The organism is bacterium, from assembly GCA_041648665.1.
Taxonomy (GTDB): Bacteria; UBA10199; UBA10199; order 2-02-FULL-44-16; family JAAZCA01; genus JAFGMW01.
Map to the genome: position 1 here is coordinate 1 of JBAZOP010000042.1, position 25,901 is coordinate 25,901.

Genomic DNA, 25,901 nt, shown 5'->3' on the forward strand with positions numbered 1-25,901 from the left:
ATCCAGCGCCAAGCCGCAGCCAGCAGCGGAAAAGTACGAGAAGCCGGCACCCGTGGCGGTCCCGCCGCCCCAGACATTGCCAGCAGACGAGGGCGCGGGCAACGAGGAAGCCGAGCCAGCGAAGGCGGGGAAGGCATTCGCGGCGGGCATTGTCGTGCCGATTGACGAGTACCTGGACGAGGCGCGGGAGTGGGAGTTGACGCCGCAGTGGATGCAAGACGGCGTACAGCGTTACGCCAAGTCGCTGCGAGAGCTAGACGAGGCTTTCCGCTGGCAGTCGTATAACGCGATCCTGTCCATCTCAGATGACGCCTGGCGAGCGGCCAGCGAAGGCAAGGCGCTAGACGCGCCGGAGCCAGAAGAGCGCAAATGAGCGAGCCAATAAGCGCGTCGGGACACGCGCACGAGGTCAAGTCGCTGGACTGGCAATCTCTAGTGGACAGCATGACCGATGTGCAGAGGCTCGTCCATCTGGCGGCGCGGCATACCGAGGACCACGTGCGAGTGCGGCGCGAAACGATGATCCGCGCAACGCGGGATGTTTACGGCGAGGCGATCCGGCAAGAGGTGATACATATCGGCTGCCCCGACCCTGGGCGGGTGTATCTGCGAGAGGGGGCGGAATTGCGCCGGATGGCCGAGCATATAAACGAGGTCGCCAGTGGCATTGAGAACACCTACAACTATGACCTAGCGCGGGCCATATTGCAGATCGGCGCGGAGACGCCCACGGCTAACAGGTGGGTATATGCATACCGCCTGAACGGGTGGGAAGCGGAGCGCATGGCGGCCAAGGAGCCATTTATCGCGGAGACCGAGTACGGCTGGACGGTCAACGCGGCAAAAGAGGCGTTCTGGGCGAACAACGCGCAGATACGGGCGGCGGCGGAGGTTGTGCCCTATCCGACCGTGTGCCCCATTTGCGCCGAGTATGTGGCGGGGAACCCGTATCCCAGCATGGAGGCGCTGTACAGGCGGTGCTCGCTCCCTGCGCACCCTAGATGCCCGCATCACGGCTCGCCACTACTGGATAGACGGCTAACGCGGGACGAATGCCGCGATTTGTGGATTGGAGGCTAGACGATGGACCTGGAATACAAGACGTTTCCCTTTGAGGTCAAGGAATTGACGGACCTGGGCGTTTTCGAGGGTTACGCCAGCACGTTTGGCAACGTGGATTCCGGCGGCGATGTGGTGGAGCGCGGCGCGTTTGGCAAGACGCTCAAGGAGCGCGGCGACAAGATCAGGGTATGCCATCAACACGACTGGCGGGATGTCATCGGCAAGCCCATCGAGCTACGTGAGGACGACCGGGGCCTGTACGTCAAGGCGCAGTTGGTGCTGGATGTGCAACGGGCGAGAGAGGATTATGCGCTCATGAAAGCGGGGGCCTTGACGGACCTGTCCATCGGCTACGAGGCGGTCAAGGCGGACTACGCCGAAACGGACGCGGGGCGGGTGCGCCGCCTGAAGGAAGTGAAACTTTACGAAATCTCGCCGGTGACGGTGGCCATGAACGAGGCCGCGACGATCACGGGCGTGAAAGAGGCGGAGGCGACTCCGCCCATAGACGAGCCAGCGACGGACGATGCGCCGGACCTGGATGCGGCAGCCGAGCCGGATGACAGCCCACTCACTGACGCGCCGGAAACCACCATCGAGCCGAGCGCCAAGCTCGCGTTGTATCAGCTCATACGCAAATACGGAGGTTAGATGACATGAACGTTATCGAGATGCGGACGAAAGTGTCCGAACTGCTGGCGCGATGCACCGCGCTCGCGGAAGCGGACGAATTGACCGAATCGCAGAAGGGCGAGTTTGACGCCAAGCTCGCAGAAGCGCAGGCGATGGACAAAGAGATCGCCAAGCGCGAGGAGCTGGAGGCGCTGCAAAAGGCATACGCCCAGGGCGACGGCCAGAAGCACGCCGTGAAAGCGGAGCCTGACCAGATGTTCGGCTTCAAGGACATGGGCGACTTTTTGCAGGCCGTGGCTCGCAGTTCGGGCCCTGGCGCGATTGACAAGCGCCTGGCCGAGATCAAGGCCAGCGGGCTTAACGAGGCGACGCCTTCTGAGGGCGGGTTCCTCGTGGCCCCTGGGCTGGCGGGCGGGCTGCTGCGCCGGGTGTACGAGACCGGGCAGATCACGCGCATGGTATCCCCGCTGCCCCTGACCAGCGGCAATAGCGTGGAAATCCAGTATCTGGCGGAAACCAGCCGGGCGACCGGCTCCCGCTGGGGTGGCATCCAGACCTACTGGGTGGCTGAGGGCGTGTCTCCCACGGCGAGCAAACCGGCCATCGGCAAGGCCAAGCTGCAGCTCAACAAACTGTCCGCCGCGATGTACGCGACGGAAGAGGTGCTAGAGGATGCGCCGCTGCTGACCGCGCTGGTCAACGAGGTTTTTCCGCTAGAGTTCGCCTTCGCCATCGAAGACGCCTTTGTGAACGGGACGGGTGCGGGGCAGCCGATGGGCGTGCTCAACGCAGCCTGCAAGGTGAGCGTGACCAAAGAGACCGGACAGGCTGCGGACACCGTGGTCTTCCAGAACATCCTCAAGATGTGGTCGCGGTTGTGGGCGCGCTCTCGCACCAGCGCCGTCTGGCTGATCGCGCAGGACGTGGAACCGCAGTTGTACGGCATGAGCATGGCCGTGGGCACGGGCGGCGTCCCGGTGTACCTGCCTGCGGGCGGCGTGTCCGGCTCGCCGTACGCCACGCTGTTTGGGCGGCCTGTCATTCCCCATGAGTCATGCGACAAGTTGGGCGATGAGGGCGACATTATCCTGGCCGATTGGGGCGAGTACGGCGTGATCGACAAGGGCGGCCTGAATAGCGCGGTTAGCCTGCACGTCAAGTTCCTCGAAGACGAGCAGACCTTCCGCTGGACCTATCGCGTGGACGGCCAGCCCAAGTGGGCTAGCGCTTTGACGCCCAAGAACGGCAGCGGGCTTACCCAATCGCCGTTTGTGACCCTGGGCGCTCGGTAAGCCTGAAAGAAAGGAGAACCCTGACATGAAACTTGTTGAGACGGCTAAAATCATTGGGGTGAACAACCCGGCGGATATGTCTAGCACGGCGATGACGGCCAAATATGTTAGCCTGAAAAACTACGACCACCTGACTATCATCATCCACACCGGCGCGTGGGCGGCTGGCACGGCTGCGGTTACGCTGTTGCAGGCGACCAACGTGTCCGCGGGCAGCGCCACCGGGCTGGGCATGGATTATATGTGGACTGGCACGGTGGCCAGCGGCCTTTTGACCAAGACCGCCGTGACCTCGGACACGTTCAACCTGTCGGTGGCTAACAGCCTATATGTCATCGAGATCGACGCGGATGAGCTGGACGTGGATAACGGATTCGACTGCGTTACCCTGGCGGTGGCCAGCCCTGGCGCGAACTCGGACTTTTACAACGTGGATTACATCCTGACCGAGCCGCGATACGCGCAGGCGACGCCTCCGAGCGCGATCACTGACTAACGACTAGCGAGAACGGGGGAGCGGTGAGAATCCGCTCCCCACACCTAACAAGGGTAGATAACCCCGGATAGGAGAAAACGGAAATGGCGACTAACAGAACGGCTCTATTCAGCAGGGTGCAGCCTGGCGGCGTGTTCACCGTGGAGAACGTGCCAGAACACCCCGGCGCGATCTGGTTCGTCGGCTCGGAAGTGACCGCCGCGTCGGATAGCGACGGCTACGGCAAAAGCCCGGACATGCCCTTCGCTACCCTGGACTACGCCATCGCCTACTGCGAGAGCGATGAGGGCGATGTGATCTACGTCCTGCCTGGGCATAGCGAGGCGCTGACCGAGCAGATCAGCGTGGACGTGTCCGGCATCAAGATCATCGGCCTGGGCGACGGCGACAACCGGCCCCAGTTCACCGGCGGCGCGAATAGCTTGGACTGCATCGATGTGAGCGCCGATAACGTGGTCATCGAAAACCTGTACTTCAATGAGGCCACGGTCAGCGCGAACACCTCCAACATCAACATAGACGCGGCTCATTGCACCGTGCGCCGGGTACACATGGACATGGGCGCTAACGACCGCGACGGTTTCACCGTAACAGCGGACGGCGAGCGGCCCACCATCGAGGACTGCTCAGTCGTAGTGACCGCCGACGGGCCTGATACCTGGGTGACGTTCGAGGGCGTGATTGACCGGCCCATCATTCGGCGCAACTACATCATCGCCTCGGACGGGACCGATGCCTTCGATGACGGCGTGTTAGACTTTGGCGGGTTGGCGATCACCAACCCCGTGGTCGAGGACAACATGTTCGACGGCGCGGATGTGGCCGTGGCCTGCATTGACGATGTGGGCGCGGTGGTGGGCGATTGCTTCGGCGTCAACCGCTATGCTGGTTCGGCCACCAACGGCGACACTGTGACCAACGCGACGGCCACCATCGGCGCGGGCGGTATCGCGGCGGCCACGTTTGCAGCCTCTGCTATCGAGGCGGCTGCTTTCGCCGCCGACGCGCTTCAGGCCATGCAGGACGAGGCCGAGGACGCGCTGGAAGGCGAGAACCTGGACCACCTGGCGAAAACCGCCACGGCGGGCGCGGACATGACCACCGAGATCACGGACGGGTCTATCCTGAGCCGCATCCTGTCTAAAACGGCGGACACCTCCGATTATGATGCCGCCACCGACTCGCTGGAGGCGCTTGCCGATACCCAGGTGGCGATGGAGTTGTGTTGCGAAAAGAGCGACGGCGCGGTGTTGCTGGGCGATGATGCGCTGTTCGTTATCGCAGGCGGGCCGATCCACATCCTGGAGATTGCTGGCATTGTGACCACTACGATCGGCGGTGGCGCAACCAATGTCAAGTTGCAATTGGACACGACCGAGCCAGCGGCGACGGTAGAGATGAATGCCGGGGCAGTGGACATTGACTCGGACGCGGCTGGGACCAGCTACCGATCCATTAACACCTCTGGCGTTTTCACGCCGGTCACAGCGGGGTTTGTCCTGATGGCCAACTCGTTTGCCACCAACCCCACGGAGTATTTCGCCCCGGCGGGGACCATCATGTTCAACTCGGACGCGGCCAGGGATGGCGTGATCAAATGGTATCTGCGCTACAAGCCTCTCAGCCCGAATAGCGTAGTGACGGCAGCGGCATAACGGACGGCAACCAACACAGCGGGGGGAGGGCGGGACGGCCTGCCCTCCCCATAGGGGGCAACTATGGCAGGAACGGTAACGACGACCGAGGAGACCTACGGCACGGTCAAAAAGGTGCTGTTTGATTGGCTGTCCAGCGCGGGCGGGGCAGCAGACGCCACCACGACGGAGAGCTATAGCGGCGTGTTGGAGCGGGCCGTGTTTGTGCCGGACGCTGGTGGGACAAAGCCGGATAACCTGTACGACGTGGTAGTGAAGGACGAAGACGGCTACGACGTGCTGGTGGGCCTGGGTGTGGACCTGAGCAACGCTGCCGCCGTATCGAAATCCCACGCCGACGGCCTGGGCGCGGTAGCAAACGACAAATTGACCCTGGGCGTATCCGGCGCGAACGCGGCTAAGGGCGGCGTCGTGATCCTGTACCTGAGGTGAGCGATGCAACGGGGGCCTATCGAAGACAAGGCTATCTGGCCGGGGGAGGACAAGCGTGGCGCGATACGCAGACGCAGAGGACCTAAGGGCGCAGGTAGACGTATCCCGAACGGTACACGACCAGGTGCTGACCGGCCTGCTGGAGGCGGCCAGCCGAGCCGTGGACGGCGTGTGCAATCGCCCTGACGGGTTCCTGGCGCTGACCACAGCCACAGAGCGGACGTATGCCGGCGGGGGCCTGCCCTACCTGAACATCGGTGAGTGCGTGGAAATCACCGCCGTAGCCGATCCCGATGATGAAGAGATAGACGACGGCGACTATTACGCCTATCACGGCTCCTACGAGTTCCCGGTGTTCTCTGCGCCTTACACGGCGATCATGCTGGCCTCGGACGAGACGCTGGAGACCTATGGCACGTTCACTGCCTCGCGGACGCCGAACTATACGGTAACGGCGCGGTGGGGCTACGCGGACGAGATTCCCGCGCTAGTGAAGCAAGCGACGATCACCATAGCGGCGCGGTGGTGGATGCGGGGGCGCAGCGCGTGGTCGGATGCCGTCATGCCTGAGGGCGGCGGGGCGACGCTGGTTTATCGCCAGGTGGTGGACCCTGACGTGGTGCTCATGCTATCGAATGGCCGATTGATTCGGGCAGTGGGGTCGGTATGAGTTCCATCCAGTTTGTGCTAGACAATGCGGAGGTGATGGACTGGCTCAAAAAGGGGCCAAAGGCCATGTCCGCATATCTGGCCGAGATCAGCCGCCGGCTGGCTCGACAAGCGCTGGTCCTGTTTGATCGCACGGTAGATACCTGGGATCACAAGCCCGGCTTTACGGCGTCGGTAACATTGCGGTCGGGGTATACCGTAATGGAGGCGGGGACGGATGACCCTATTTATGCGCTCGTGGATCAGGGCACGAAACCGCACGAGATACGACCGCGTGGGCCAGGTTATCCGTTAGCGTTTCGAGCGGGCTATACCGCCAAAACTACGCCCGGCGAGTTGCGAAGCATAAGGGGTGGTAGTTCTGGCCCGACGCGCTTTGCGATGCGCGTGTGGCATCCTGGGACCGCGCCGAGGCGCTTTACAGACGCAATCGGGAAAGAGCTGGACAAGGCCATCGCAAAGACTGTGAATGACGTGTCCTTTGAGGCGGCCTGGGGCGGCGGGCTAGCTGCGCCCCAAAAGGAAACCTTTGAGGTGAAGCGGCCAAGCTCGGCGGGAAGGCGGCGACGCAGATGAGCACAATGGACTGGGATACACTGGCAACCGATGCTGTGCAGGCCGTGTCAGATACATTTGAAGCGGGGCTGGCGGATCTGCGGGTGCAGGAGCTTAGCGAGCTAAGCGACGGGACGCAGGACATGCCCATGCTGCGCGTGTATTGGATCAGCAACGAGGTTGACCCTTATGGCTCAACGGACAGATCGGCCTTCGGTGGCGCGCTGAAACAAGTGGACATGACTATCGAGGCGCGGGTGCTGGTCCGCATCCAGTCAGTGCACGGCGAGGGAGAACTGGACTTATGTGCATGGGCGGACGCGATCCAAGACATTCTATTCGATCAGGAGGGTACGCTATTCGGGACAACGGGACGCCCTCGCCTGCGCTCATTCTCATGGCGAGCGCAGAGGATGAATTGGGAGCTACCAGATAATAGGACGGCGGTAGGTATCCTGGTCACTTTGACGTTTAGGGTTTTCTAGGAGGCATACATGGCGCAAACGGTTGTGGCAATGAGCGGGGTGAACGCCCTGGTATATCTGAGCGACGACGGCTCATCCTGGACCAACGTTTCGGGCAGCGCGAACCAGGTGGCGGCCACCGAGCAGCGCAGGGCATCCGGCGAGGGCTATACATTCGACGGCGATACCGCCATTATCAAGGCAGGCAAACGCGAGCCGTTGGAGTTGACCGTGCGGGCGCTGTACACCGAAGAGGCCGCCGAGTCATTCGAGGTGGTCAAGACCCTTTTCGAGACGGTCGGCGGCGGGCCTTGCTGGGTGAAGTGGATGCCGTCGGGCACGGCCACGGCGCGGGCCTATGACTGCGCGTCGGCAGTGGTGACGCGATTCACCTATCCGCCAGCGGACGCGACAGACCCTAACCCGGTGGCGGTAGAGTTCTCCTTCCGCTGCAAACAGGTGGACGCCTATCATGGCGGGGTGCCATTGTCCGAGTGGCAAGCCCTTAAGGACTTTTATGATGACATGGACGGCGCGAACTGGGATACCGCCACGAACTGGCTGGATGATGACTACGACGTGACAGACTGGTATGGCGTGACCGTGACCACGGGGCACGTGACGGCGGTGGAACTGTCCAACAACGGCCTGGACGGGGCGCTTGACACCTCCTGGGGCGCGAAGTTGCCCTCCCTGGCGACGCTGGATGTAAGCGCCAACACCCTGGGCACAGCCGACGTGGATTCCATCGTAACGGCTATCTACACCAACCGGCTCGTATTCTCGGCCCCGGATACGCTGGACATATCCGGTGATAACGATCCCCCGACGGGGACCGTGCAGGCTCCCAGCCCCTGCCCCGCAGCCAACTGCGGCGAAATGGCCTATGAGCTGGTCAACGACTCGTGTTCGACCGGCCACGAAAAGTGGACGGCGGTAACGATATAACAGGAGGTTAGAATGGCACAGACTACAGCATCGTATAGCGGCATTGCGACCACGGTTACGCTGGAGCTTAACGACATCTCCGGCAGCTCTAACCAGGTATCCTCGACCGAGCAGCGGCGCGGGTCAGGCGAGGGCTATACGTTCGATGGCGACGTGGCGATCATCAAAGCGGGCAAACGGGAACCGGTGGAGGTGACGTTCCGCATCATCTACACCGAGGAAGCGCTGGAAGGCTGGGAGCTGGCGAAGGCCGCTTTTGAGGCGGCTGGCGGCACGGCGGTAGACATCTCATGGATTCTGGAGGCCGGGGCGACCACGTGGACGATCACCGACGGCATCATCACCCGGCTACAGTACCCGCAGGCCGACCCGACCGACGCTAACCCCGTCATGGTGGAGTTCTCGGTGCGAGCGCCGGAAATCACGACCGCAGCATAGCACATAGGGAGGGGATATGACAGAACAAGACGAGATCGTGGTGGACCTGTCGCGCTTGACGCTGGGCGACTTTGCCACGCTGGATGCATGGTCATGGGGAAAAGTGGCATTTGACGACGCGCTGCCGCTGATGCAGAAGGCCGTGTCAAACGGCGCGGTGCTGGCCGATCAGCCGATGGCGAGGCTACGCGAGATCACGCTGATGATCCGCGAGGCCATCCGCAAATTGCCGGGAAACTGATGGAGCAGGTGATGGCCCACCTATGGACGGCTGGGCCATTACCTGCGCGGTATCTGCAATACGTGGCCTGCGCCTACCTGTATCACTGTACACCAGACGTGGCGCAGGGCATCCCGCTGGACACCGTGTTACTGGACTATGAGTGCTGGCAAGCCGAAAAACGAGTGAGGCCGAATGGCGGATAAAGAGACCAGGATACGCATCGTTGGGGTAGACCAGGCGTCGACCGTCTTTCGGGACGTGATGAAATCGGCGGCTGGCTTCCTCGTGCGCGACGTGGTGATCGGCTCCTGGAACCAGCTATCCGGCGCGATCCGGGGGCTATCCTCTGAGCTGGTAAACGCTAACAGCGAGTGGGAAGGCTTTTCCACGCGGCTATTCGCGCAACTGGGGCACGATGCGGACGAGACGGCGGCGCGGCTGGAATACCTCAAGGACTTCGCGCTCAAAACCCCGTTTGATATGCCCGGCATCATCGAAGCCGATTTGCTCATGCGTAACCTGGGCCTGCAGGCGGTAAACGCCTCCGAGCGGTGGGGCTACAGTGGCGACGAGATATTGCGCGTCACGGGCGACATAGCTGCTGGCACCAAGCAACCGTTTGAGGAAATCGGTATGTGGCTGGGCCGCTTCTCCACAGGCGACACGGGGCTGGCGATCCGGCGATTCGAACAACTAGGCATCACCACGCGGGCCGAGCTGAAACGCATGGGCCTGGAGTTCAGCAAGGCGGGCGAGATGGTATCGCCCATAGACGAGGCGTTCAGCACGCTAGTAAAGCTCACTGATGAGAAATTCGGTGGGTTGATGGCGATCCAGTCCAAGACGCTGGATGGCGTCAAGGCCAACTTGGGTGAGTTCATCGACAACCAGAAGCGCGAGTGGGGGCAACCGATCTTCGAGGGCTACAAGGCCAGCATGGCGGGGCTGCTGACGTTCCTGCAAAGCGACGCGGTAGGGAACCTGCTAGGCATCGGCCGTGATATGTTCGCGGCGGCGACGGGTTGGCTGGGCGACGTGGTCAGCGAGTGGGCGGGCTGGTTTGGCACGTTGGCCGCTGATGCAGCTAACTGGGGCGCGAACATCGTTGACCAGTTCGCCTCCGGTATCGCTGGCAGCGGCGCGGTATCCTCTGCGCTGCGAGATTTCGGCAAAGAGATCACGAACTGGCTGGCCCCTGGCTCGCCGCCCAAGCTACTGCCGGAGCTGACCGACTGGGGCCTGGGCGCGGCGGAAGCGTGGCTGGACGGCTGGGCGGGGGCTACCCCGGCCATAGAGCCGGCCATGCTCAACATCGGCAAAGAGTTAGCGCCGTTCCTGGAGCAGATAGACGCGGGGGGCGGCGTATCCGGCAGGCAACTGCGGACGCAGCTAGGGCCGAAGGGCCTGGGCTACGAGGCCTATCTGTCCAGCTACAAGCGCGTCAAAGAGGCCGTAGCGGGGGTAGCCGAGGCAAAGGGAGCGCTAACCGAGGCTGAGGAGACCGGCGACGCCGAGGCCGTGGACGCGGCAAAGCAAAAGCTGACGCTGGCCGAGAAGGAAGAGAAGACCGCCAAAGACGCGATGGCCTTGGAGCAAAAGCGCATCGCTAGCCGGGTAACGGCGGAGAGCCAGATGCTAGAGGCTATCCGGGCGCAGACGGCGGCGGTACAGGCCAAGGACAAAGCCGAGACAGACGCGGCGGCAAAGGCCGCAGCCAGGGCAGCGGAGGCCGAGCAAAAGGCGAGAGAGCAGGCGTATCTGCAATACCGCCTGACGGTAGCGGGGACGGCATCGGGCCAGATACCGATATGGGAAGAGGAGCTCGCCAAAGCTGAGCAAGGCAGCGCCGAGTTCTGGAACATCCAGGCGCGGCTAGTGGAATTGCGCCGGAAGGAAGCCGAGAGCCAAGGCGAGGACATCGGCGGCGCGTTCATGGAAGGCTACGCCAAGACCGCGCTCATTGAGGGCGGCGGGGAGGGCGAGGAGGCTGGCGGATTCGGCAACCTGGGCGCGGTATTTGCGGCGGCTGGCAAGGGCCTGGGGAAGCAACTGCTGGATGGCCTTGTGGCTGAGGCGAAGAGCCTCCCCAAGCGGCTATTGGACTGGTCAACAGAACTGCTTGGATGGGTCCATGCCGATGATACCAGGCTACGCTGGCAACTGGGTGGATATAACCTCGGCAAATCCTTGGGCGATGGGCTGGCGGCCCTATTCGGCTTCGACTCGACTAGCCAGGAGTTTGGCGATTCTGTTGTGGGCATGATAACGCGGGCTATCGGCAACATCGGCCAGGCGCTATGGGACCTGGGCGCAACGGCGGCGCAAGAGTTTTTCCTGGGCTTGACGGAGAGCCTAACGGGGACCACGCCAGAGGAAACGAAACGACTAACCGAGGCATACTACCCGTGGAAGATGCCCACAGGGGAGACGGCCACCACGGGCCAGCAATACGGCGTGGCGCAAGCACCCTACGGCCCATTCCCCGCTCCTGGCCGTGTGCCCGGCCAAGCTCTCGGCACCACCTCCGCTCCTGGCGGCTGGTCGCTGGTCGGCGAGCGCGGGCCTGAGCTGGTCAACTTGCCAGCGGGCAGCCAGGTCATGAACGCGGGCGATACGCGCAAGGCGATGGGGGGCACGACCGTCAACGTGGCTCCTGGCGCGATTGTCATCCACGTCGCTAACGGCAATGCCCGTGAGGTGCAAACCGGCGTCGTGAGGGCGCTGAGACAGATCGGAGTGCCAGCATGACCGTGAATCGCGTGGGAGAGATGGTGGTCAACCGGGGCTTCGAGGACGCGGGGGCGGGCGGCGCTGACGTTCTCGCGGGATGGACGGAGTACCTCGGCTCGACCAGTGACGGCGTGATAGAGCAATCCAGCGCCACCTGCACGGAGGGCACGTACTGCGCCAAGCTGACGGCCTGCGACGGGGCGGATAACGCCTATCTAGCGCAGCACATCCGCACGTTGCCGGGGACCGTGCTCACGCTGACGATGGACACACGCGGCGACGGGACCTATAGCCCGTCGTATCAGGTGTACGACTTCACCAACTCTACCACGATCACCGGGAACGTCTCAACCAGCAACACGACGACTAGCTGGGTGACGTATTCCACGACATTTACCTGCCCCGCCGGGTGCTATCGCATGATCCTGTATCTGCGCTCGCCCAACCATCACACGGGCGGCGTGTCCTATTATGACAACGTGTCCATGTACCTGCCACGGGCGCAACTGCCCGTTATCCGCCGATTCGGGGATACGTGGGCGCTGGCGGAGGAGCTGCCGCTCACTGACGCGGCCATGCCCCACGGACCGGGCCAGGGGCAGAGCACGCGGCTAGTATTGCCGGGGGGCCTATCGTATGACTGGGGCCGCGACGATGTGCCGCCGCCGATCCTGCCACGAGACATCACCATACGCGGCGAATGGGTCGCTGACTCACTAGAGGAGATGCAAGCGAAAGCGGACGCGCTGAACGCCCTCTTGGGCAAACGCTCCAAGCTGTGGCGGGACCACGGCGCGGGGCTGAGCCTGCAGTGGATTTATGCGCGGTGCGTGGAGGTGACGGGCGAGCTATCGCCACGGGACCAGCAGTATTGGGCGGAGTACACGCTGGTATTTGAGACCGACGCGGGGCCGTGGTATGGCCGCGATTGGACGCAGACGCACACGCTGGCGAGGACGAGCACAACCATAGTGTGCCGCAACGATGGCAATGCCCATGTGACGGCGGTGACGATGACATTCGATCCGGGCGCGGTAGACATCACCGACCTGGGCGTGGCGCACAACGTGGTCGAGGATAGCGTGGCTGTGCCGGGGCTGACCAACTGGTATTGGTCGGGGACCATATCCGTCGGGGAGACACTCATTGTCGATTCGGGGGATTCCACCGTGACGGTCGGGCCTCCTGGTTCGGACCTGACTGACGGCTATCAGTACATGGAGATCACGCCGTCGCTGCACAAGGTCCAGGAGTTTGTCCATCTCGTTCCGGGCTACAACAACTTTGTCATTTCGCGCACAGGCGGCGACGCCACGGCCACAGTCGAAGTCTCATACTATGAGGGCTGGTACTAGTGGGCGCGTTCTGGGTGGACGTGTACGAGGCTGGCGGCGGGGTGGATGATGTGGAAACCCTGCTCGGTTCCGGGCCGATCACCACCGCCTCGGACTGGGAATCTACGGCGGTGCTGGACGGCGCGGGATCGTTTTCGTTTGCGGTTCCCGCCACCGACCCGCAGGCGGCGCTGCTATCGCCTCGGCGCATTGTGTGGGCCTTCATGATGGACCGCGACGGCGTGAGGCAGGAGCTAGGCTCCGGCATCATCAAGCGCGTGGCGTGGGAGGCGGGGCAGCCGCCGATGTTGCGCGTTAGCGGCTGCGACCTGCTGGGCGAGCTAGCCGACCGCACCGTGGGCGAGCTAGAGATACAGGGGCAGGCATGGACCTACATTGACGATGTGGTGGTAGGCGAATACGTGGGCACTGTCCGCTCGGTGAACACGTCCGGCCAGCAGGACAGGCCGTATGCCTGCGACGGCGACCTGGGCACGGTCACGGGTGTGATTGACATCGAGGACCACGGCGAGCTAGGCGGGGACTATCTGTACATCGGCTATGATGCTCGATTCGACCAGGCATATTTCTACATCGACACGGTGAACGCGGCCTATGCGCTCATGCGCGTGCAGTATTATACCAGCGCGGGCTGGGAAGACATCACCGTAACCGACGGGACGGCTGCGGACATCGGCGGCGGCGAGACGGCCATGCTGGGGAAAAACGGCGCGGTGGTGTGGGAGCGGCCTAGCGACTGGGCGCGAGTGGCGGCAGTGGAGCCGGGCGACACATGGTTCTATATCCGCATCTCTCGCCAGGATGACATCGGCAACAACATCACAGTCAAGCTCGAGGAGGTGGCAGTGTATGCGGACCTGCCCACGACGGACGGCGTGAACCTGATTATGAACCACGCCCCGGACGGCTGGCAGGGGACGTATCCGCAGACCGAGGCCGCGCACTATACACAGTTCAAAGGCGAGTCGGTGCTGGCCGCGCTGGTATCGCTGGCGGAGAGCGGGGGGCAAACGACGTGAGCAGGCTAGAGCCAGAGGGCGCGTTCTTCCTGATGAACGACTTGGACCCCGGCGGCGGGGTGGACCCGACCGATCCGCCCTACAACACGTGGGGCGCGTTCAACTCGTGGTACTGGACGACCTGGGCCATCGCCAACCCCGGCAACGGCGTCTACGACTGGACGCCCGGCTCAAATGACTATATCGAGACCTATCTGGCAGGCGCGGAGGCATTCGGCAAAAAAGTCGCGCTCTCTATTATGCTGATGACCACGGCGGGATCGGATTACACCCCGTCGTGGCTATACACGCTGATGGGCGATGATGAGGGGCCCGCATTGGGCTGGCCGATATTGCCGGGGCCGACGGGCTATTTCCCGATGTGGCTCAACGGCTCCTTGTGGAACCAATACTGGCTGCAATTCATCGCCGCCTTGGGCGCAAAGTGGGACGGCGACCCGCGCATACACAGTATCTGGATTTGCACAGGGATCAGCGGCGAGGCGATCTTTGACTCGCTGGGCACGGACACGAAGAACCCGACGCTAAACCTGACCATGCCCACGATCGCCGCCTTTGACGCGGCGTTCCAGACCACGCCGATATTTTTCCTGGGCGGCACGCAGGATCGGCGCGACAACGCGGCCTATTGCGCCAGCCGGGGCGTTCACTTCAAGCAGAACGTGCTGGGCGCGGACCTGATTAATCACACCTACAACCCGCCGACGGGGGGGGTAGAGCGAGGCACGGCGGAAATCTCGTACTACATGACCACCGGCTGGGTGATAGACGCCAACCACCCGACGGAGTACAACGCGCCGAGGGGGATGTGGGTCGGCTACGAGCACGGCGACATCGAGAGCAACCCGGAGGATATGTACGCCGCGCTGCTGACGGGGCTGGCCCACGGGATGCGGCTATTCGACACAGACTACATCGCCGCCCCTGGCTCCGAGCTGATGCAGCAGATAGCGGACATAGATACCGACGCCACGCTGGGGGATTTCTGGACGTGGGCGGTCGCGTTCATGAACCACCCGCAGGACCAGACGGCGATGTGGGTCGGGCGCGACACCGAGTACACCGTATTGACGAACTATGAGAAGGGCTGGATCGGGCCGTGGATGCGAAAGCCCTCCACGACGGGCAGCACGGTATCGGTCAATGCGACGGGCTACGCCAAAAGCTCGGCTACCTATACAGGCGCTCCCGCCGCGATCAAAGGGACGCAGTACGACGATGCGGGGATCGGCTATTGCGCCGATGCGAACCTGACCATCACCGCGTCGGGATTCGGGGCCGACGGCGACTATAACGTGACGGTGATCTATTCCGAGACGGGCGTGGGCGCAGGCTGGCAGTCCACCGTCGTGCCCGTGACGGTGGTGGACGGCGCGTTCGGGCCGGAGAACCTGGTCACCGGGCCGTGCTACGTGCATCTGATCGTCGTGGAGCCGGACACGCTGGAGGAGCCGAATGTCGCGCCCAATGCGCCGCTGTCGCCGATGGTCGAGGTGGACGGCACGCCGATGACCAACCCCGGCAATGTGGACTCGCTGACGCCGGACTTTTCGTGGACGTTCTCTGATGACAATACGGGCGATACCCAATACGCATACCAGATCATCGTCGGCGAGAGCGCGGGAGAGGTGGGCGGGGGCACAGGGACCTGGTGGGACACCGGCCAGGTGGTGGCGGCGGACCATGAGGACATTACCTATGATTTCGACGCCGGGGCGAGTTATGCGCTGGAATGGGAGACAACCTATTATTGGGCCGTCAGGACGTGGGATGACGCGGGGGCGGTCGGGCCATATTGCGCGGTGCAGACGTTCACCACGCGAGAGGGAGCGCCGCCTGTAACCGAGGTGGCTCCGGAGGCGAGAAGCCCCAAGTGCGAGGGGTTCACGAACCCGACGGAAGTCAACGACCTGACGCCGGACCTGAGCTGGACGTTCTACGACGTGAACGGCGATTCGCAGTCGCGCTATCGCATTCTGGCCGCCACAAGCGCTGACAAGCTGTACATCGGCCAGGCGGATTTGTGGGACACGCAGCAGGTATACAGCGCGGCGGGGTCGGTGGTGTGGGGCGGGCTGCCCCTGGCCTATGACCAGACGGTGTACTGGCGGCTGCGCGTTTGGGATGACAGCGCGTTGGAGCTGCCCTCCGAGTGGACCGTGGCGCAGCAGTTCACCACGTATGACACGGTGGACCCGGTGATACCGCCGGACGAGGGCGGGCTGCCGATTCGGGAGCATTTCCGCATCGGCTATGCGCGGACGTTGGAATGGCTGGGGCCGACGCTGTACCCCAGCGGCATCCGGGCCACGACGCCAGCGGACCCGACGGCGGAGGGTGTGGCGCTGATCCTCTCGCTCTCGCGGGAGGAGGATTGTGAGGACTTGGTGACGCGGGTGTATCCGCAAACGTCGGATGGGGTGACGCTGCTATATACGACGCGGCTAGAGCCGCCGGAATACACCATAAGTGCGGCGGGGCAATACGTCCAGTCGAAGCGCGGGGAGGAGGCATACGGCCTGATCGAGTCGTGGAAAAAGTTCGATGACGTGCGAATGCAGCAAAGCGACTCGCTCCTAGTGCATCACGAGTATGCGGCAAACACGCTAGTTGACCGCTCGGTGGAATACCTGCGCCAGCGTAGCCAGGTGAACACGTACTATCGCCTATCGGTGATATGCAACACGCGCATAAGGCCGGGCGAGACGATCCGCGTCGTGTACAGGGACTATACCGCCGATGGCTGCTATGTGAGCATAGACGAGGATTTGTACATCGTGGGGGTGACAACGCGGGTGGATGCCAAGGGGCTACTGACATACGACCTGGAGGTCAGTACGATTGACAAGGCGCGAGAGACCGAAGCGCAGGTATTAGCGCGGGCGGTCAAGAGCACGAGCTACCTATGAGCACAACCATCCTTCGTCCCTCCACGCGCATCCTGACCTTCGGCGTCCCTGGCCTGCGGATCACGCAGCTAAAAGCATAGGAGGCAACACATGGCATTTACCGACTTGACGAGTGAACAACAGAGCATCCTATCCGAATACGTGCGGCAACAGCGAGCGATGGCTGGCGAGCTGGCGCGGCTGCTGAACCACATGGCCGCGCTGGATCAGATGTACGACGGCCAGGTGATCGCGGCCTGGGCGCTGTTGGCATCGGGCGAGGTCATCGCCGACGGCTCCGGGCTGGCGGGCGTCTCGCAGCTGACGAAGGGCGAGGTTGCCAGCATCGCGGCGGCGGTACAGGTGATACTGGACACATACAACACCGAGGCGCTGCGGCGGCTGTACGTCAAGATGGCCGGCGTGACCGCGACTATCGGATGAGGTAGGACATGGCGCTCAACCTGTATTACGTTGACCCAGTAGGCGGCAACGACGGCAACGTTGGCTCGCTGGCCGCGCCGTGGCTGACGACGCAGCACGCGCTGGACACCGCGCTAGAGGGCGCAGACGGCACGCAGATCAACATCAAGTCCAGCGGCCCGGACGTGCTGGCCGCCTCGCTGAATCTGGTGCAGTACATCGTCAACAACGGCGCTCTATCGGCCACGCAGCCATTGATTCTGCGCGGCTACACGGCGGCAGCTAACGACGGTGGTCGCGGTGCGCTCAACGGCAATAGCGGCGGGTTCACTATTATGGCCGGTGTGCCGGCCTACGTGTCGTTTGTGGACCTGCGCTGCCATAACGTAGGCGCTATAGCCCCACTCAATCTGGCTAATCATTGCACCGTATTCCGCTGCGAGGTAGACACGTGGAGCGGCGCGGTATATGGCATCAATCTGCAAAACGGCGCAGAGGTGATTGGTTGCTATATTCACAACGGCGGCGTGGCAGGGACAAGTGGCGCGATACTAATCTATCAAGGTGCAGTATTGGACAACTATATCACGGGCGTGGCGGGGAATGCCGTCTTCACGCTGGCACAAAACGCCGTGGCGATATGGCGTAATGTCATCTACCTGACGACCACGACCTCAATAGGCATCCATTTGTATCGCTGCTATGACACATCTGTCCAGCACAACAGCATCTACCAGAGCGTAGCTGGCACGGCCAGTGGGATATATGGCGGAGTGTTGGAGGCATTCGAGCCTGTGATTATGAACAACATCATCTGCGGCTTCAATGGCGTAGGCGGCAAGGCCATCTGGCTGGACGATAAGCTCGCCGCTGTCGTGGGATACAACGCCTTCTGGCAAAACACGGTGGATGAGCAGTATGACCGACCGCCGAAGGTAGATTTGGGGAACGATGTGGCGCTGGGGGCCGACCCATTCACCAGCGCCGCCACAGGCGACTTCTCGCTGACGGCGGTGGCACAGGCGGCATTGCGAGACGTGGGCTGGCCTGCGGCGTATCTGGGCGCTCACGCCAACACCGACGGGCACATCACGATAGGGCCGATCCAATACGGCACAGGCGGCGGAGGCGCAGGCCCGGTATCTATCTCGCCGTGGCGAGGAGGGCTGATAGGATGAGGCTACGGCAGGTGCTTCCAGTGCTGGCGCTTCACTATAAGCATGATATTCTGACTGGTCACGCCGTAACGTTCCGCAAGAACCCTTGGCGACTCTCCAGAATCATACTCTTGGCGTATCTGTATGACTTGTTCTTCATTCAGTTTCGCCGAAGGGTTCTCTTCTCCGATTCCACGAAACTGATTGGGCGTTTGCGCTCTGTCTTGGGCGTTTGTGGCTCCCGTGCCAGCATAGAGGTGCGCAGGGTTACAGCAAGCACGATTATTGCAGCGGTGGCAAATAATTGCGCCGTCTGGAATCGGGCCAACAAAGTGCTCGTAGGCAATACGATGCGCAAAAGCTCTAGAGCCGTCAGAATGATGCAGTGTGCCATATCCTGCTTCGCGAGCCCCCTGCCATTCCCAGCACTGGTCTGGTTCACCAATACTCAGTCTGCGGAGAAGTCGCTCCACAATAGGTGTATTTCGGCCCCTGTTTTCATGTCCAGGAATGAATCGAAGTGGCTCTCCCTTGATGTGCCCCCAACACGAGTGAGTTCTGGTTGCGATGCGAGTCCGTTGCCCACATCCACAATGACAGAATCCGTACGGAATACCTTTGTTCATGGCTATGTTCCTCCTAGACGCAATTATACCACAACTCTCTATATGGGGCAAGACGCTACCATTGGGGGTCGCACATGACAGTAAAAAGCGGGCAGGTTTGGACGGGGAACTTTGACGTGCGAGATGCAACAGGCGCATTGGCTGTGCCATCGGTTGGGCCGATAGGGACACTTTACGTAGCGGGTGTAGCAACGGCTGACGTGGTGACTATCAGCGGTGGCGCGCCCTACAAGTGGAGCGTTACCCTTCCCGCGCTAACGGCTGGGCAAACGGTGGGGATGCGGATCACGGCCACGGTCTCTCTCATTGCTACAGCGGCGGTGGTAGCTGAGGACGTGGCCGATACCGAGTTCGTGAGCGATCTGACAGATGAGGTGATCGGCACGGGCGCGGGCCTGACGGCGCTTGGAGACGCTAGGCTGGCCAACCTGGACGCGGCGGTATCCTCTCGCGGCACGGCTGACCCTGGCGACGAGATGACGCTAACGGCGGCATACGACGCGGCAAAGACGGCGGCGCAAGCAGGTGACGAGATGGACCTGGTAGACGCGCCGAATAGCACGGCGGTGACGGCGATACAGGATGGGCTGGCCGTCCCTGGCGACGCGATGACGCTGGCCGACGACGCGATCACCTCGGCCACGTTCGACGAAACGACGGCATGGCCGATAAAAGCCGCTGACACGGGCAGCACCTATATCGCCCGAACCGGCGCGGATTCTGACACGCTAGAGACCCTGAGCGATCAGATAGACGGCGTGGCTACGCCCGACGATGTGACGGTATCCCTGGCCGTGTCTGCAACCGAGGCGGCTGCGATCAGCAGTGGCCAGATCGCGCTGACGCTGTGGCACACGCTGTCGCAGAGTGTAACCAGCACGAGCACGGCGGACCTGGAAGCGGCCACGAAGTTATGGCTGGGCATCAAGGCAAACCCGCGCGCGGACACCGACGCCGAGTCGCTGGTGTACATCGAAGCGACGGCGGGCCTGCAATATCTCGCGGGCGCGGCATACACGGGCAGCGCGGCTAACGGCTCGCTGACGGTATCCGGCGAGGCAGGCGACTGGGACATCCTGATCGAGCTGCAGGAGACCGTTACCGGCAACCTGTCGGCCTGGGGCGGCGAGGTTGTGGACGCGCAGGTCAAGGCGCTGGTAGGCGGGGATACCGTCAACGTGTGGAGCGGGACCTGCCGGATCGGGTACGAGGTAGTGCGAGCGGTAGCATAGCGGCAAACGACACGGGGCGGAATGGGCCGCTCCGCGCACAACATAAGGAGACCCCATGCCGACATCACAACTGGCGACGAACCTGGGGGAGCGTAAAAGGCAGATCGAGGAGCTATTGCACAACGGAAACGACGTGACCAACAAAGACCTCGGCTGGCTGCTTTACGGCATGAACGGCGACATGACCATCATCGCGCAATGCGTCAAAGAGCTTATGTGCAAGCCGGAAAACTGGGCGTGGAAGACCGCCCGTGAGACGGTGGTCAAAACGATCAGCACCGTAGGGCTGGCGCTATTGGTATGGCTGTTCATGGAGTTTGCCCGGAGCGGGTTCAAGCTGCCATGAAGACCGCGCTCGTCGTGGGCGATCTGCATACCGGCTCGCTATACGCGCCATTCCCGGAAGGGTTCACCACCAGCTACGGGAGCGAGTATGCGCCCAACGTCGGCCAGCGTTACCTGAACGAGTGCTGGCAGGACATGGCGGCCAAGCTGCCCGTGCTGGATGTGATCTTTGCAAACGGCGACATGATAGACGGGCAACAGCTCAAAGACGAGGGGCGGTTCCTGTGCGAGCCTGACCCGGTGTTTCAGGCAAGGGCGGCTAGGCTACTATTAGCGCCGATACTATCGCGGCTGAAACCAGGCGGCGTCGTGTTCTGGCGCGAGGGCACGGACTATCACGAAGGGCGGGCTGCGATGCACGCCGAGGCCCTGGCGGAATGGTGCGGGGCTAGGCCGACGGCGGGGCGGTATGCGAAGGCGTGGGAGCTAACGGACATTGACGGCGTGGTGCTGGACGTGGCGCACAACGCGCCAGGGTTCGAGCGGTACAGGTCGGGTAGCCTGGACAAGCTACTGGGATTCGCGGCGGAGAATAGCGACTGGCTGGGCGGGACCGACTGCATCGTTCGCTCGCACCTCCACCTCGACTATTGGTGCGTCCAGCATGGGCTACAGGTGGCGGTCCATTGCCCGGCGTGGGAGCTGCAAACGCATTATGCCCAGAAGAGCCGTGCGCCGATGAGGATGCTGAGCCGGTGGATTGGGAGCGTGCTGCTGAACATAGACGCCGCATGGCGGGAGCGGAACCAGGCGGCGGTACAGGTGATACCGCTATTGTACGAGCATCCGAGGCCAGGGAGGGAAGAGGCATGACACCACGACCGGACTTTACCATGCAGGACTTGGAGGCGTTAGCCGCCGCGATGACAGACCACGACAACGCAGGCGGCGAGGGCGTGAGCGTGGCTGAGCTATGCGCGGCGCTCGGTTGGGGCGTCTCACGTGTGCGCGATAGGCTGCGAGACCTCCAGCGAGCGGGACGGCTGCGGCTATGCCAGCGCGTATCGCCGACGCTGAACGGGCGGCTGGTGAGGCAGGTAACGTATGCGCTAACTGCCGACGGCGAGGGGAATGTCGGCTAACATCCTGCTCATTCTAGCCACTGCAACCGCGCTGCGTTACGGCCTGGACGCGGGCCTGTTCACACGGCTCATAGCCGCAGAGAGCGCATGGCAGATAGACGCGGTGAGTCCGGCGGGGTGCGTCGGGCTAGGGCAAATAAACCAAAGTGCGTGGGACTGGTGGCCTGAGGATCCTTTCGATCCGATGCAGAACCTAGACAAAAGTGCGAACATCCTGCAATGGAATCTGGCCTATTGGAGCGGCGATACCGAGCGAGCGGTGGCGTCCTACGCGATGGGCCACGGCGCGGTCAAGCGGCTCATCACAGCGCACGGTGACGGGTGGCGAGACGCGCTGCCGGAGGCGGTGGCGCGATATGTACAACGGGTAACACGGGACAGGACAGAATACACAAGGAGGCGAGAATGTGCAAACTTTTATTGGACGCGGTAAGTGAGTCTGGCATCGGCGCGGTACTGGGATTCATCCTGAGCTACGTGGCCGAATGGGTGCCCGGCTTCGACCTGTGGCCGGCGCGGGTCAAGCGCATCGTCATCCTGGCGGCCTGTATGCTGATCGGCGTGGGCCTGTGGCTCTTGGGCTACGCGCTGGGCTGCGAGGATAGCCTGACCATCGAAGGCGCGTGGGCTGCGCTGGCGGCGGGATTTGCGGCCTTCAGCGCGTCTCAAGTTGCTCACGCCAGAAAACTGTAGACATCTAGCTGCGAGCCGTCACTCCCCCGGCGCGCTTGTGTGAACCCTGGCTCGTGTCCTCCCTCCCACGGGCCAGGGGGATATTTAGTTAACTAGTTCAGTATGCTTGACAAACTAGAAACTATGTGATATAATCAAGCTATAAAGGAAATGAGGAGGGATAAGATGAGCGAACAAGAAGAGATCACGAGCAAGATCACAAAGTACACCATGGCCAATGACGCGATTGACACTCAAATCGCCGGGTTGGACCTGACCACCATGTTCGGCCGGGTAACGAAAGTTGAGCTGTTCCAGGCTCACCAGGACAACGACATCCGCATCGCCAATCTGACCTGCAGGCTGGCGGGGCTGAAGCCAGCGGAGATGATGAGCGATGATGACACAGCGCACATGGACGCCTTCATGTCGAGCGAGGACGGGAGGGCGTACAGATGAGATACAACCTGAGCGGCAGCATGGCAGACCGGATCAGCTTCGACGAGGCGATCTCTCGCCAGATAGATAGCTACAGCAAAGAGGACGTTGACTATTTTCGCGCACTGACCGCAGACGAAGCAGCTGAGCAAGTGCTGGAGGCCAGCGCGGTTGAGTATGATGACCGTGAAGAGGCGCTAGCGCGGGTCAAGGCGCTGGTGACCGTGATCTGGACTTTATAATGAACAGCACCCCGCAAATCTTGACTGATCTTGACAAAGCTCTCGCACAAGCCCTCGCCGCCGGAGATGCGGCGGGGGCTGCTGCCATTCGTCAGCGCATCGCGTACTATGAGAATGGCGGCGAGCCTGAGCTCCGCCCGATACGCAACTGGGGCGGCAAGCGAGAGGGCGCTGGCCGCCCTGCGCTCTACCAGGAGCCGATGGTGGAATACACCGTTACGCTCCCGCCGGACATGGCCGACGCGCTGCGCGAGCTAGGCGGCGGCAACCTGTCGGCGGGAGTCCGCAAGCTGGCATCGGCGCTGCTGTGGGAGATGTAGCAGGAGCGGTCAACAGGCGAGGCTTTTTGACAACCCGGCGGTTGGTGGTATAATGAGGCTATGGATGCGATTGTAGGGCAGTCGCTCCGGCAATAGATCGGGAACCCGCCCGCCACCGCCAGGCCCTACCTGGTGATGGCGGGTGTTCCAGTTTAGGGAGGCCACGTCAAATGCGCGAGATCACGTTGGTTCACAACAAAGCAGTCGCTATCATAGATGATGAGGACTTTGAGCTGGTATCCCCATATCGCTGGTATCTCATGGGAACGTCTCCGAACTCTGATTATGTGATAGGTAGGCGACGGAAGCACCAGGAGCAAATCTTGATGCACCGCCTCATAATGAACGCGCCAGACCACCTAGAGGTAGACCACATAGATCATAACGGCCTAAACAATCGGCGCAGCAACTTGCGGCTTGTCACCAGAAGGCAGAATCGCATCCATTCTCGAAAACCTGCGGGATGCACGAGCCAGTACAAGGGCGTTGTCAAGCTGATACGGCGTAGCGGACTGATCAGATGGCAAGTTCAAGGCCGGATAGGGCGCAAGAATATGCACTTGGGCCTATTCGAATCTGAGATAGAGGCTGCCCATGCCTATGATGCTTGGGCTAGCGAGCGCTTTGGCGATTTGGCCGTCCTCAACTTTGCACCTTAAAGTTTGGCGTAGCCCCTTGACATTTGCCAGACGGCGTGTTATAATGGAAATATAAGCAGAGAGACAGGGAGGGATGAGATGGAATACACACACAGCACGTACAATGGAACGCCAGAGGACGAGATGCCAGAGATGTACAACCCCGGTTACCAGATGCACCCCGCCCCGTCGTGGTTTGACGGGGTAGACACCCGCGAGGGTTATGAGCGAGCCTGTGAGGCCTGCGGGGTACAGCCCCACACGGATCAGGAAATCAGCAGTCATGCGTATGGCCTATCATACGCAGAGTTCGCGAGCGAGGAATGGCGGGCGCTGTACCGCGACACCCGCGTCCTGTTCAAGATAGACGGCCTGAGGCTCAAAGGCATTGAGCGGGAGCGGAAAGCGGCCCTGGTTGCCAAGGCCGCCGCGAAAATGGCGGCGCAGAAAATGGTCCGCTGCGATTGTGGGCACACCGTACCCGCGTCAGAGGCGATGAGCGCCAGCCGAGGGACATCCTGCCCAGATTGTTACGACAGGATGAGTGAGTGAGACTGACGAGGAGGGACGCAATGAAAACGCAAATCGAGGTTATCAGCCACAGCGACAATCTGTTCAACGGCGACTGGGATGACATGGACCAGTACGACATTGACGCCAGCGCCGATGCCTATGCGGACCAGTTGCGCCAGGAGATCGTCCGCTGTTATCCCGACGCGGAGGTGACGGTCGAGGCGCGGTATAGCGCGGGTGAGGACCAGATCAACGTTACGCCCGGCGATGCCGAGGACTGGAAAACGTACAACGAGATCATAGGCTGGGTGAGCGAGCTGGGCAGCCAGGTCTACCAGGCCCAGGACTGGGTGAGGATGGCGCAACATGGATGAGCCTTGGACCGTGGTGCAAATCAGCAAGGCCCTGCACGTACGTGCGAAAGCCGAAGCGCGGCGGCAGCGGGTCTACATTAGCCGCCTGATCGATGAAGCGGTGCGAGAGTACCTGGTCAATCATGGCGAGGAGGCCGACCATGTGGCAACTTCTGACGCTAGGCAAGCACAGTCGGGGCCTGCGGTTCGCTAGTAGCAGGCCGCTGTACAAAGAGGAGTTCGAGCAGCTAGAGGAATGGAGGGCCGATGAGTTCAGCCAGAACAGCGTATGCACAGGATGCATAAAAGCCGAGTGGTGTAGCAGGCCGTGCCAGTTGTGGTACATGGCGCAACGAGGGAAATGAGAAGCCGCCCGGAGGCAACCGAGCGGCCCATAGAGAGGGGAGCGAAATGCTGTACAAGGTGCTGAATGAGGACGGCAAGTGTTACCACGGCGGTAAGGGCAAGTGGAGTCTGCCAATTCGCAATGCCGACGGCTCCTGGACGCCTGGCGAATGGATGCCAGCGGTCGAAGGCAAGCTTAAGCTGTGCGCTAACGGCTATCATGGTTGTAGAGACGAGCAGGTGTTGCAGTGGCTAGGCCCCGCTATTTATGAGATGGAAGGGCGAGGCGACCACCTGGACGGCAACGACAAAAGCGCCTATCGCGAGGCGCGGTTGCCGCGACGGATGAACTGGGACCGCAATGTAGCCGTAGCCTGGGCGTGCGATTGCGCGGAGCGCGTGCTGCCGATTTTCGAGGCGCAGTTCCCCGATGATAGGCGGCCACGGCAGGCCATAGAGATGGCGCGGCATGGCGATAAGGCCGCCGCATACACCGCCGCACGCGCCGCCGCATACGCCGCCGCAGACGTCGCCGCATACGCCGCCGCATACGCCGCCGCAGACGCCGCCGCATACGCCGCCGAGCGGCGCTGGCAATATGAGCGATTCTGCGAGTATCTGATAAAAGGATAGCCCGACGGGAGCGAGCCGCCGGG

The 25,901-nt window shown here is 62.1% G+C and carries 33 protein-coding genes; all 33 read left to right on the plus strand.

Annotated features, from left to right (window positions below; translation table 11 throughout):
- Positions 1–373 (plus strand): hypothetical protein (locus tag WC683_12555; GenBank protein ID MFA4973441.1); only part of this gene is annotated, 373 nt, incomplete at its 5' end.
- Positions 370–1,080, plus strand: coding sequence for a hypothetical protein (locus WC683_12560; protein MFA4973442.1), 711 nt, complete (start codon positions 370–372; stop codon positions 1,078–1,080). The genes WC683_12555 and WC683_12560, both read left to right, overlap by 4 nt.
- A 3-nt stretch (positions 1,081–1,083) precedes the next feature.
- Complete coding sequence (locus WC683_12565; protein ID MFA4973443.1) at positions 1,084–1,713, plus strand: HK97 family phage prohead protease; 630 nt, start codon at positions 1,084–1,086, stop codon at positions 1,711–1,713.
- A gap of 5 nt (positions 1,714–1,718) precedes the next feature.
- Positions 1,719–2,987 (plus strand): phage major capsid protein, encoded by a 1,269-nt coding sequence (locus tag WC683_12570; protein MFA4973444.1) that lies wholly within the window; start codon positions 1,719–1,721, stop codon positions 2,985–2,987.
- 25 nt (positions 2,988–3,012) lie between these two features.
- Entirely contained in the window at positions 3,013–3,483 is a 471-nt protein-coding gene (locus tag WC683_12575) for a hypothetical protein (protein ID MFA4973445.1), read from the plus strand.
- A gap of 83 nt (positions 3,484–3,566) precedes the next feature.
- A complete protein-coding gene (locus WC683_12580) occupies positions 3,567–5,138 on the plus strand; it encodes a hypothetical protein (protein ID MFA4973446.1) in 1,572 nt (523 codons plus the stop codon).
- 63 nt (positions 5,139–5,201) lie between these two features.
- Complete coding sequence (locus tag WC683_12585) at positions 5,202–5,570, plus strand: hypothetical protein (GenBank protein ID MFA4973447.1); 369 nt, start codon at positions 5,202–5,204, stop codon at positions 5,568–5,570.
- 55 nt (positions 5,571–5,625) lie between these two features.
- The gene (locus WC683_12590) at positions 5,626–6,240 is read left to right on the plus strand and encodes a hypothetical protein (GenBank protein ID MFA4973448.1); all 615 of its coding nucleotides are present in this window, start codon (positions 5,626–5,628) and stop codon (positions 6,238–6,240) included.
- The gene (locus tag WC683_12595) at positions 6,237–6,815 is read left to right on the plus strand and encodes a hypothetical protein (protein MFA4973449.1); all 579 of its coding nucleotides are present in this window, start codon (positions 6,237–6,239) and stop codon (positions 6,813–6,815) included. Before WC683_12590 ends, WC683_12595 begins: the two co-directional genes overlap by 4 nt.
- Entirely contained in the window at positions 6,812–7,279 is a 468-nt protein-coding gene (locus WC683_12600; protein ID MFA4973450.1) for a hypothetical protein, read from the plus strand. The genes WC683_12595 and WC683_12600 overlap by 4 nt, the downstream gene beginning before the upstream one ends.
- A gap of 9 nt (positions 7,280–7,288) precedes the next feature.
- Positions 7,289–8,206, plus strand: a complete 918-nt coding sequence (locus WC683_12605) for a hypothetical protein (protein MFA4973451.1) — start codon at positions 7,289–7,291, stop codon at positions 8,204–8,206.
- 12 nt (positions 8,207–8,218) lie between these two features.
- Complete coding sequence (locus WC683_12610; GenBank protein ID MFA4973452.1) at positions 8,219–8,644, plus strand: hypothetical protein; 426 nt, start codon at positions 8,219–8,221, stop codon at positions 8,642–8,644.
- Between the two features lie 16 nt (positions 8,645–8,660).
- Positions 8,661–8,885, plus strand: a complete 225-nt coding sequence (locus tag WC683_12615) for a hypothetical protein (GenBank protein ID MFA4973453.1) — start codon at positions 8,661–8,663, stop codon at positions 8,883–8,885.
- A gap of 11 nt (positions 8,886–8,896) precedes the next feature.
- Positions 8,897–9,070, plus strand: coding sequence for a hypothetical protein (locus WC683_12620; protein ID MFA4973454.1), 174 nt, complete (start codon positions 8,897–8,899; stop codon positions 9,068–9,070).
- Positions 9,060–11,615 carry a hypothetical protein gene (locus tag WC683_12625; GenBank protein MFA4973455.1) on the plus strand — a complete coding sequence of 852 codons (2,556 nt, stop codon included), beginning with the start codon at positions 9,060–9,062 and terminating at the stop codon, positions 11,613–11,615. The genes WC683_12620 and WC683_12625 overlap by 11 nt, the downstream gene beginning before the upstream one ends.
- A complete protein-coding gene (locus WC683_12630; protein ID MFA4973456.1) occupies positions 11,612–12,952 on the plus strand; it encodes a carbohydrate binding domain-containing protein in 1,341 nt (446 codons plus the stop codon). Before WC683_12625 ends, WC683_12630 begins: the two co-directional genes overlap by 4 nt.
- Positions 12,952–13,971, plus strand: a complete 1,020-nt coding sequence (locus tag WC683_12635) for a hypothetical protein (protein MFA4973457.1) — start codon at positions 12,952–12,954, stop codon at positions 13,969–13,971. The genes WC683_12630 and WC683_12635 overlap by 1 nt, the downstream gene beginning before the upstream one ends.
- Positions 13,968–16,880: a hypothetical protein gene (locus WC683_12640; protein ID MFA4973458.1), complete on the plus strand. Its 2,913-nt coding sequence runs from the start codon at positions 13,968–13,970 to the stop codon at positions 16,878–16,880. Before WC683_12635 ends, WC683_12640 begins: the two co-directional genes overlap by 4 nt.
- A gap of 90 nt (positions 16,881–16,970) precedes the next feature.
- On the plus strand, positions 16,971–17,303 hold the full coding sequence (locus tag WC683_12645) for a hypothetical protein (GenBank protein MFA4973459.1): 333 nt from the start codon (positions 16,971–16,973) through the stop codon (positions 17,301–17,303).
- Between the two features lie 8 nt (positions 17,304–17,311).
- Positions 17,312–18,460, plus strand: a complete 1,149-nt coding sequence (locus tag WC683_12650; GenBank protein ID MFA4973460.1) for a hypothetical protein — start codon at positions 17,312–17,314, stop codon at positions 18,458–18,460.
- Positions 18,461–19,139: 679 nt separating this feature from the next.
- Complete coding sequence (locus tag WC683_12655; GenBank protein MFA4973461.1) at positions 19,140–20,297, plus strand: hypothetical protein; 1,158 nt, start codon at positions 19,140–19,142, stop codon at positions 20,295–20,297.
- Positions 20,298–20,352: 55 nt separating this feature from the next.
- Entirely contained in the window at positions 20,353–20,643 is a 291-nt protein-coding gene (locus tag WC683_12660; protein MFA4973462.1) for a hypothetical protein, read from the plus strand.
- On the plus strand, positions 20,640–21,455 hold the full coding sequence (locus tag WC683_12665) for a hypothetical protein (protein MFA4973463.1): 816 nt from the start codon (positions 20,640–20,642) through the stop codon (positions 21,453–21,455). Before WC683_12660 ends, WC683_12665 begins: the two co-directional genes overlap by 4 nt.
- Positions 21,452–21,724: a hypothetical protein gene (locus WC683_12670; GenBank protein ID MFA4973464.1), complete on the plus strand. Its 273-nt coding sequence runs from the start codon at positions 21,452–21,454 to the stop codon at positions 21,722–21,724. Before WC683_12665 ends, WC683_12670 begins: the two co-directional genes overlap by 4 nt.
- Positions 21,714–22,157 (plus strand): lytic transglycosylase domain-containing protein, encoded by a 444-nt coding sequence (locus WC683_12675; GenBank protein ID MFA4973465.1) that lies wholly within the window; start codon positions 21,714–21,716, stop codon positions 22,155–22,157. The genes WC683_12670 and WC683_12675 overlap by 11 nt, the downstream gene beginning before the upstream one ends.
- Positions 22,130–22,417, plus strand: a complete 288-nt coding sequence (locus WC683_12680; GenBank protein MFA4973466.1) for a hypothetical protein — start codon at positions 22,130–22,132, stop codon at positions 22,415–22,417. Before WC683_12675 ends, WC683_12680 begins: the two co-directional genes overlap by 28 nt.
- Positions 22,418–22,582: 165 nt before the next feature.
- Positions 22,583–22,855 carry a hypothetical protein gene (locus tag WC683_12685; GenBank protein ID MFA4973467.1) on the plus strand — a complete coding sequence of 91 codons (273 nt, stop codon included), beginning with the start codon at positions 22,583–22,585 and terminating at the stop codon, positions 22,853–22,855.
- Positions 22,852–23,076: a hypothetical protein gene (locus tag WC683_12690; protein MFA4973468.1), complete on the plus strand. Its 225-nt coding sequence runs from the start codon at positions 22,852–22,854 to the stop codon at positions 23,074–23,076. Before WC683_12685 ends, WC683_12690 begins: the two co-directional genes overlap by 4 nt.
- A 20-nt stretch (positions 23,077–23,096) precedes the next feature.
- Positions 23,097–23,396, plus strand: a complete 300-nt coding sequence (locus WC683_12695) for a hypothetical protein (GenBank protein MFA4973469.1) — start codon at positions 23,097–23,099, stop codon at positions 23,394–23,396.
- A gap of 737 nt (positions 23,397–24,133) precedes the next feature.
- Entirely contained in the window at positions 24,134–24,586 is a 453-nt protein-coding gene (locus WC683_12700) for a hypothetical protein (GenBank protein MFA4973470.1), read from the plus strand.
- Positions 24,587–24,606: 20 nt separating this feature from the next.
- Complete coding sequence (locus tag WC683_12705; GenBank protein ID MFA4973471.1) at positions 24,607–24,921, plus strand: hypothetical protein; 315 nt, start codon at positions 24,607–24,609, stop codon at positions 24,919–24,921.
- Positions 24,922–25,061: 140 nt separating this feature from the next.
- Entirely contained in the window at positions 25,062–25,265 is a 204-nt protein-coding gene (locus WC683_12710) for a hypothetical protein (protein MFA4973472.1), read from the plus strand.
- 46 nt (positions 25,266–25,311) lie between these two features.
- The gene (locus tag WC683_12715) at positions 25,312–25,878 is read left to right on the plus strand and encodes a putative immunity protein (protein ID MFA4973473.1); all 567 of its coding nucleotides are present in this window, start codon (positions 25,312–25,314) and stop codon (positions 25,876–25,878) included.
- The last annotated feature ends 23 nt before the right edge of the window (positions 25,879–25,901 follow it).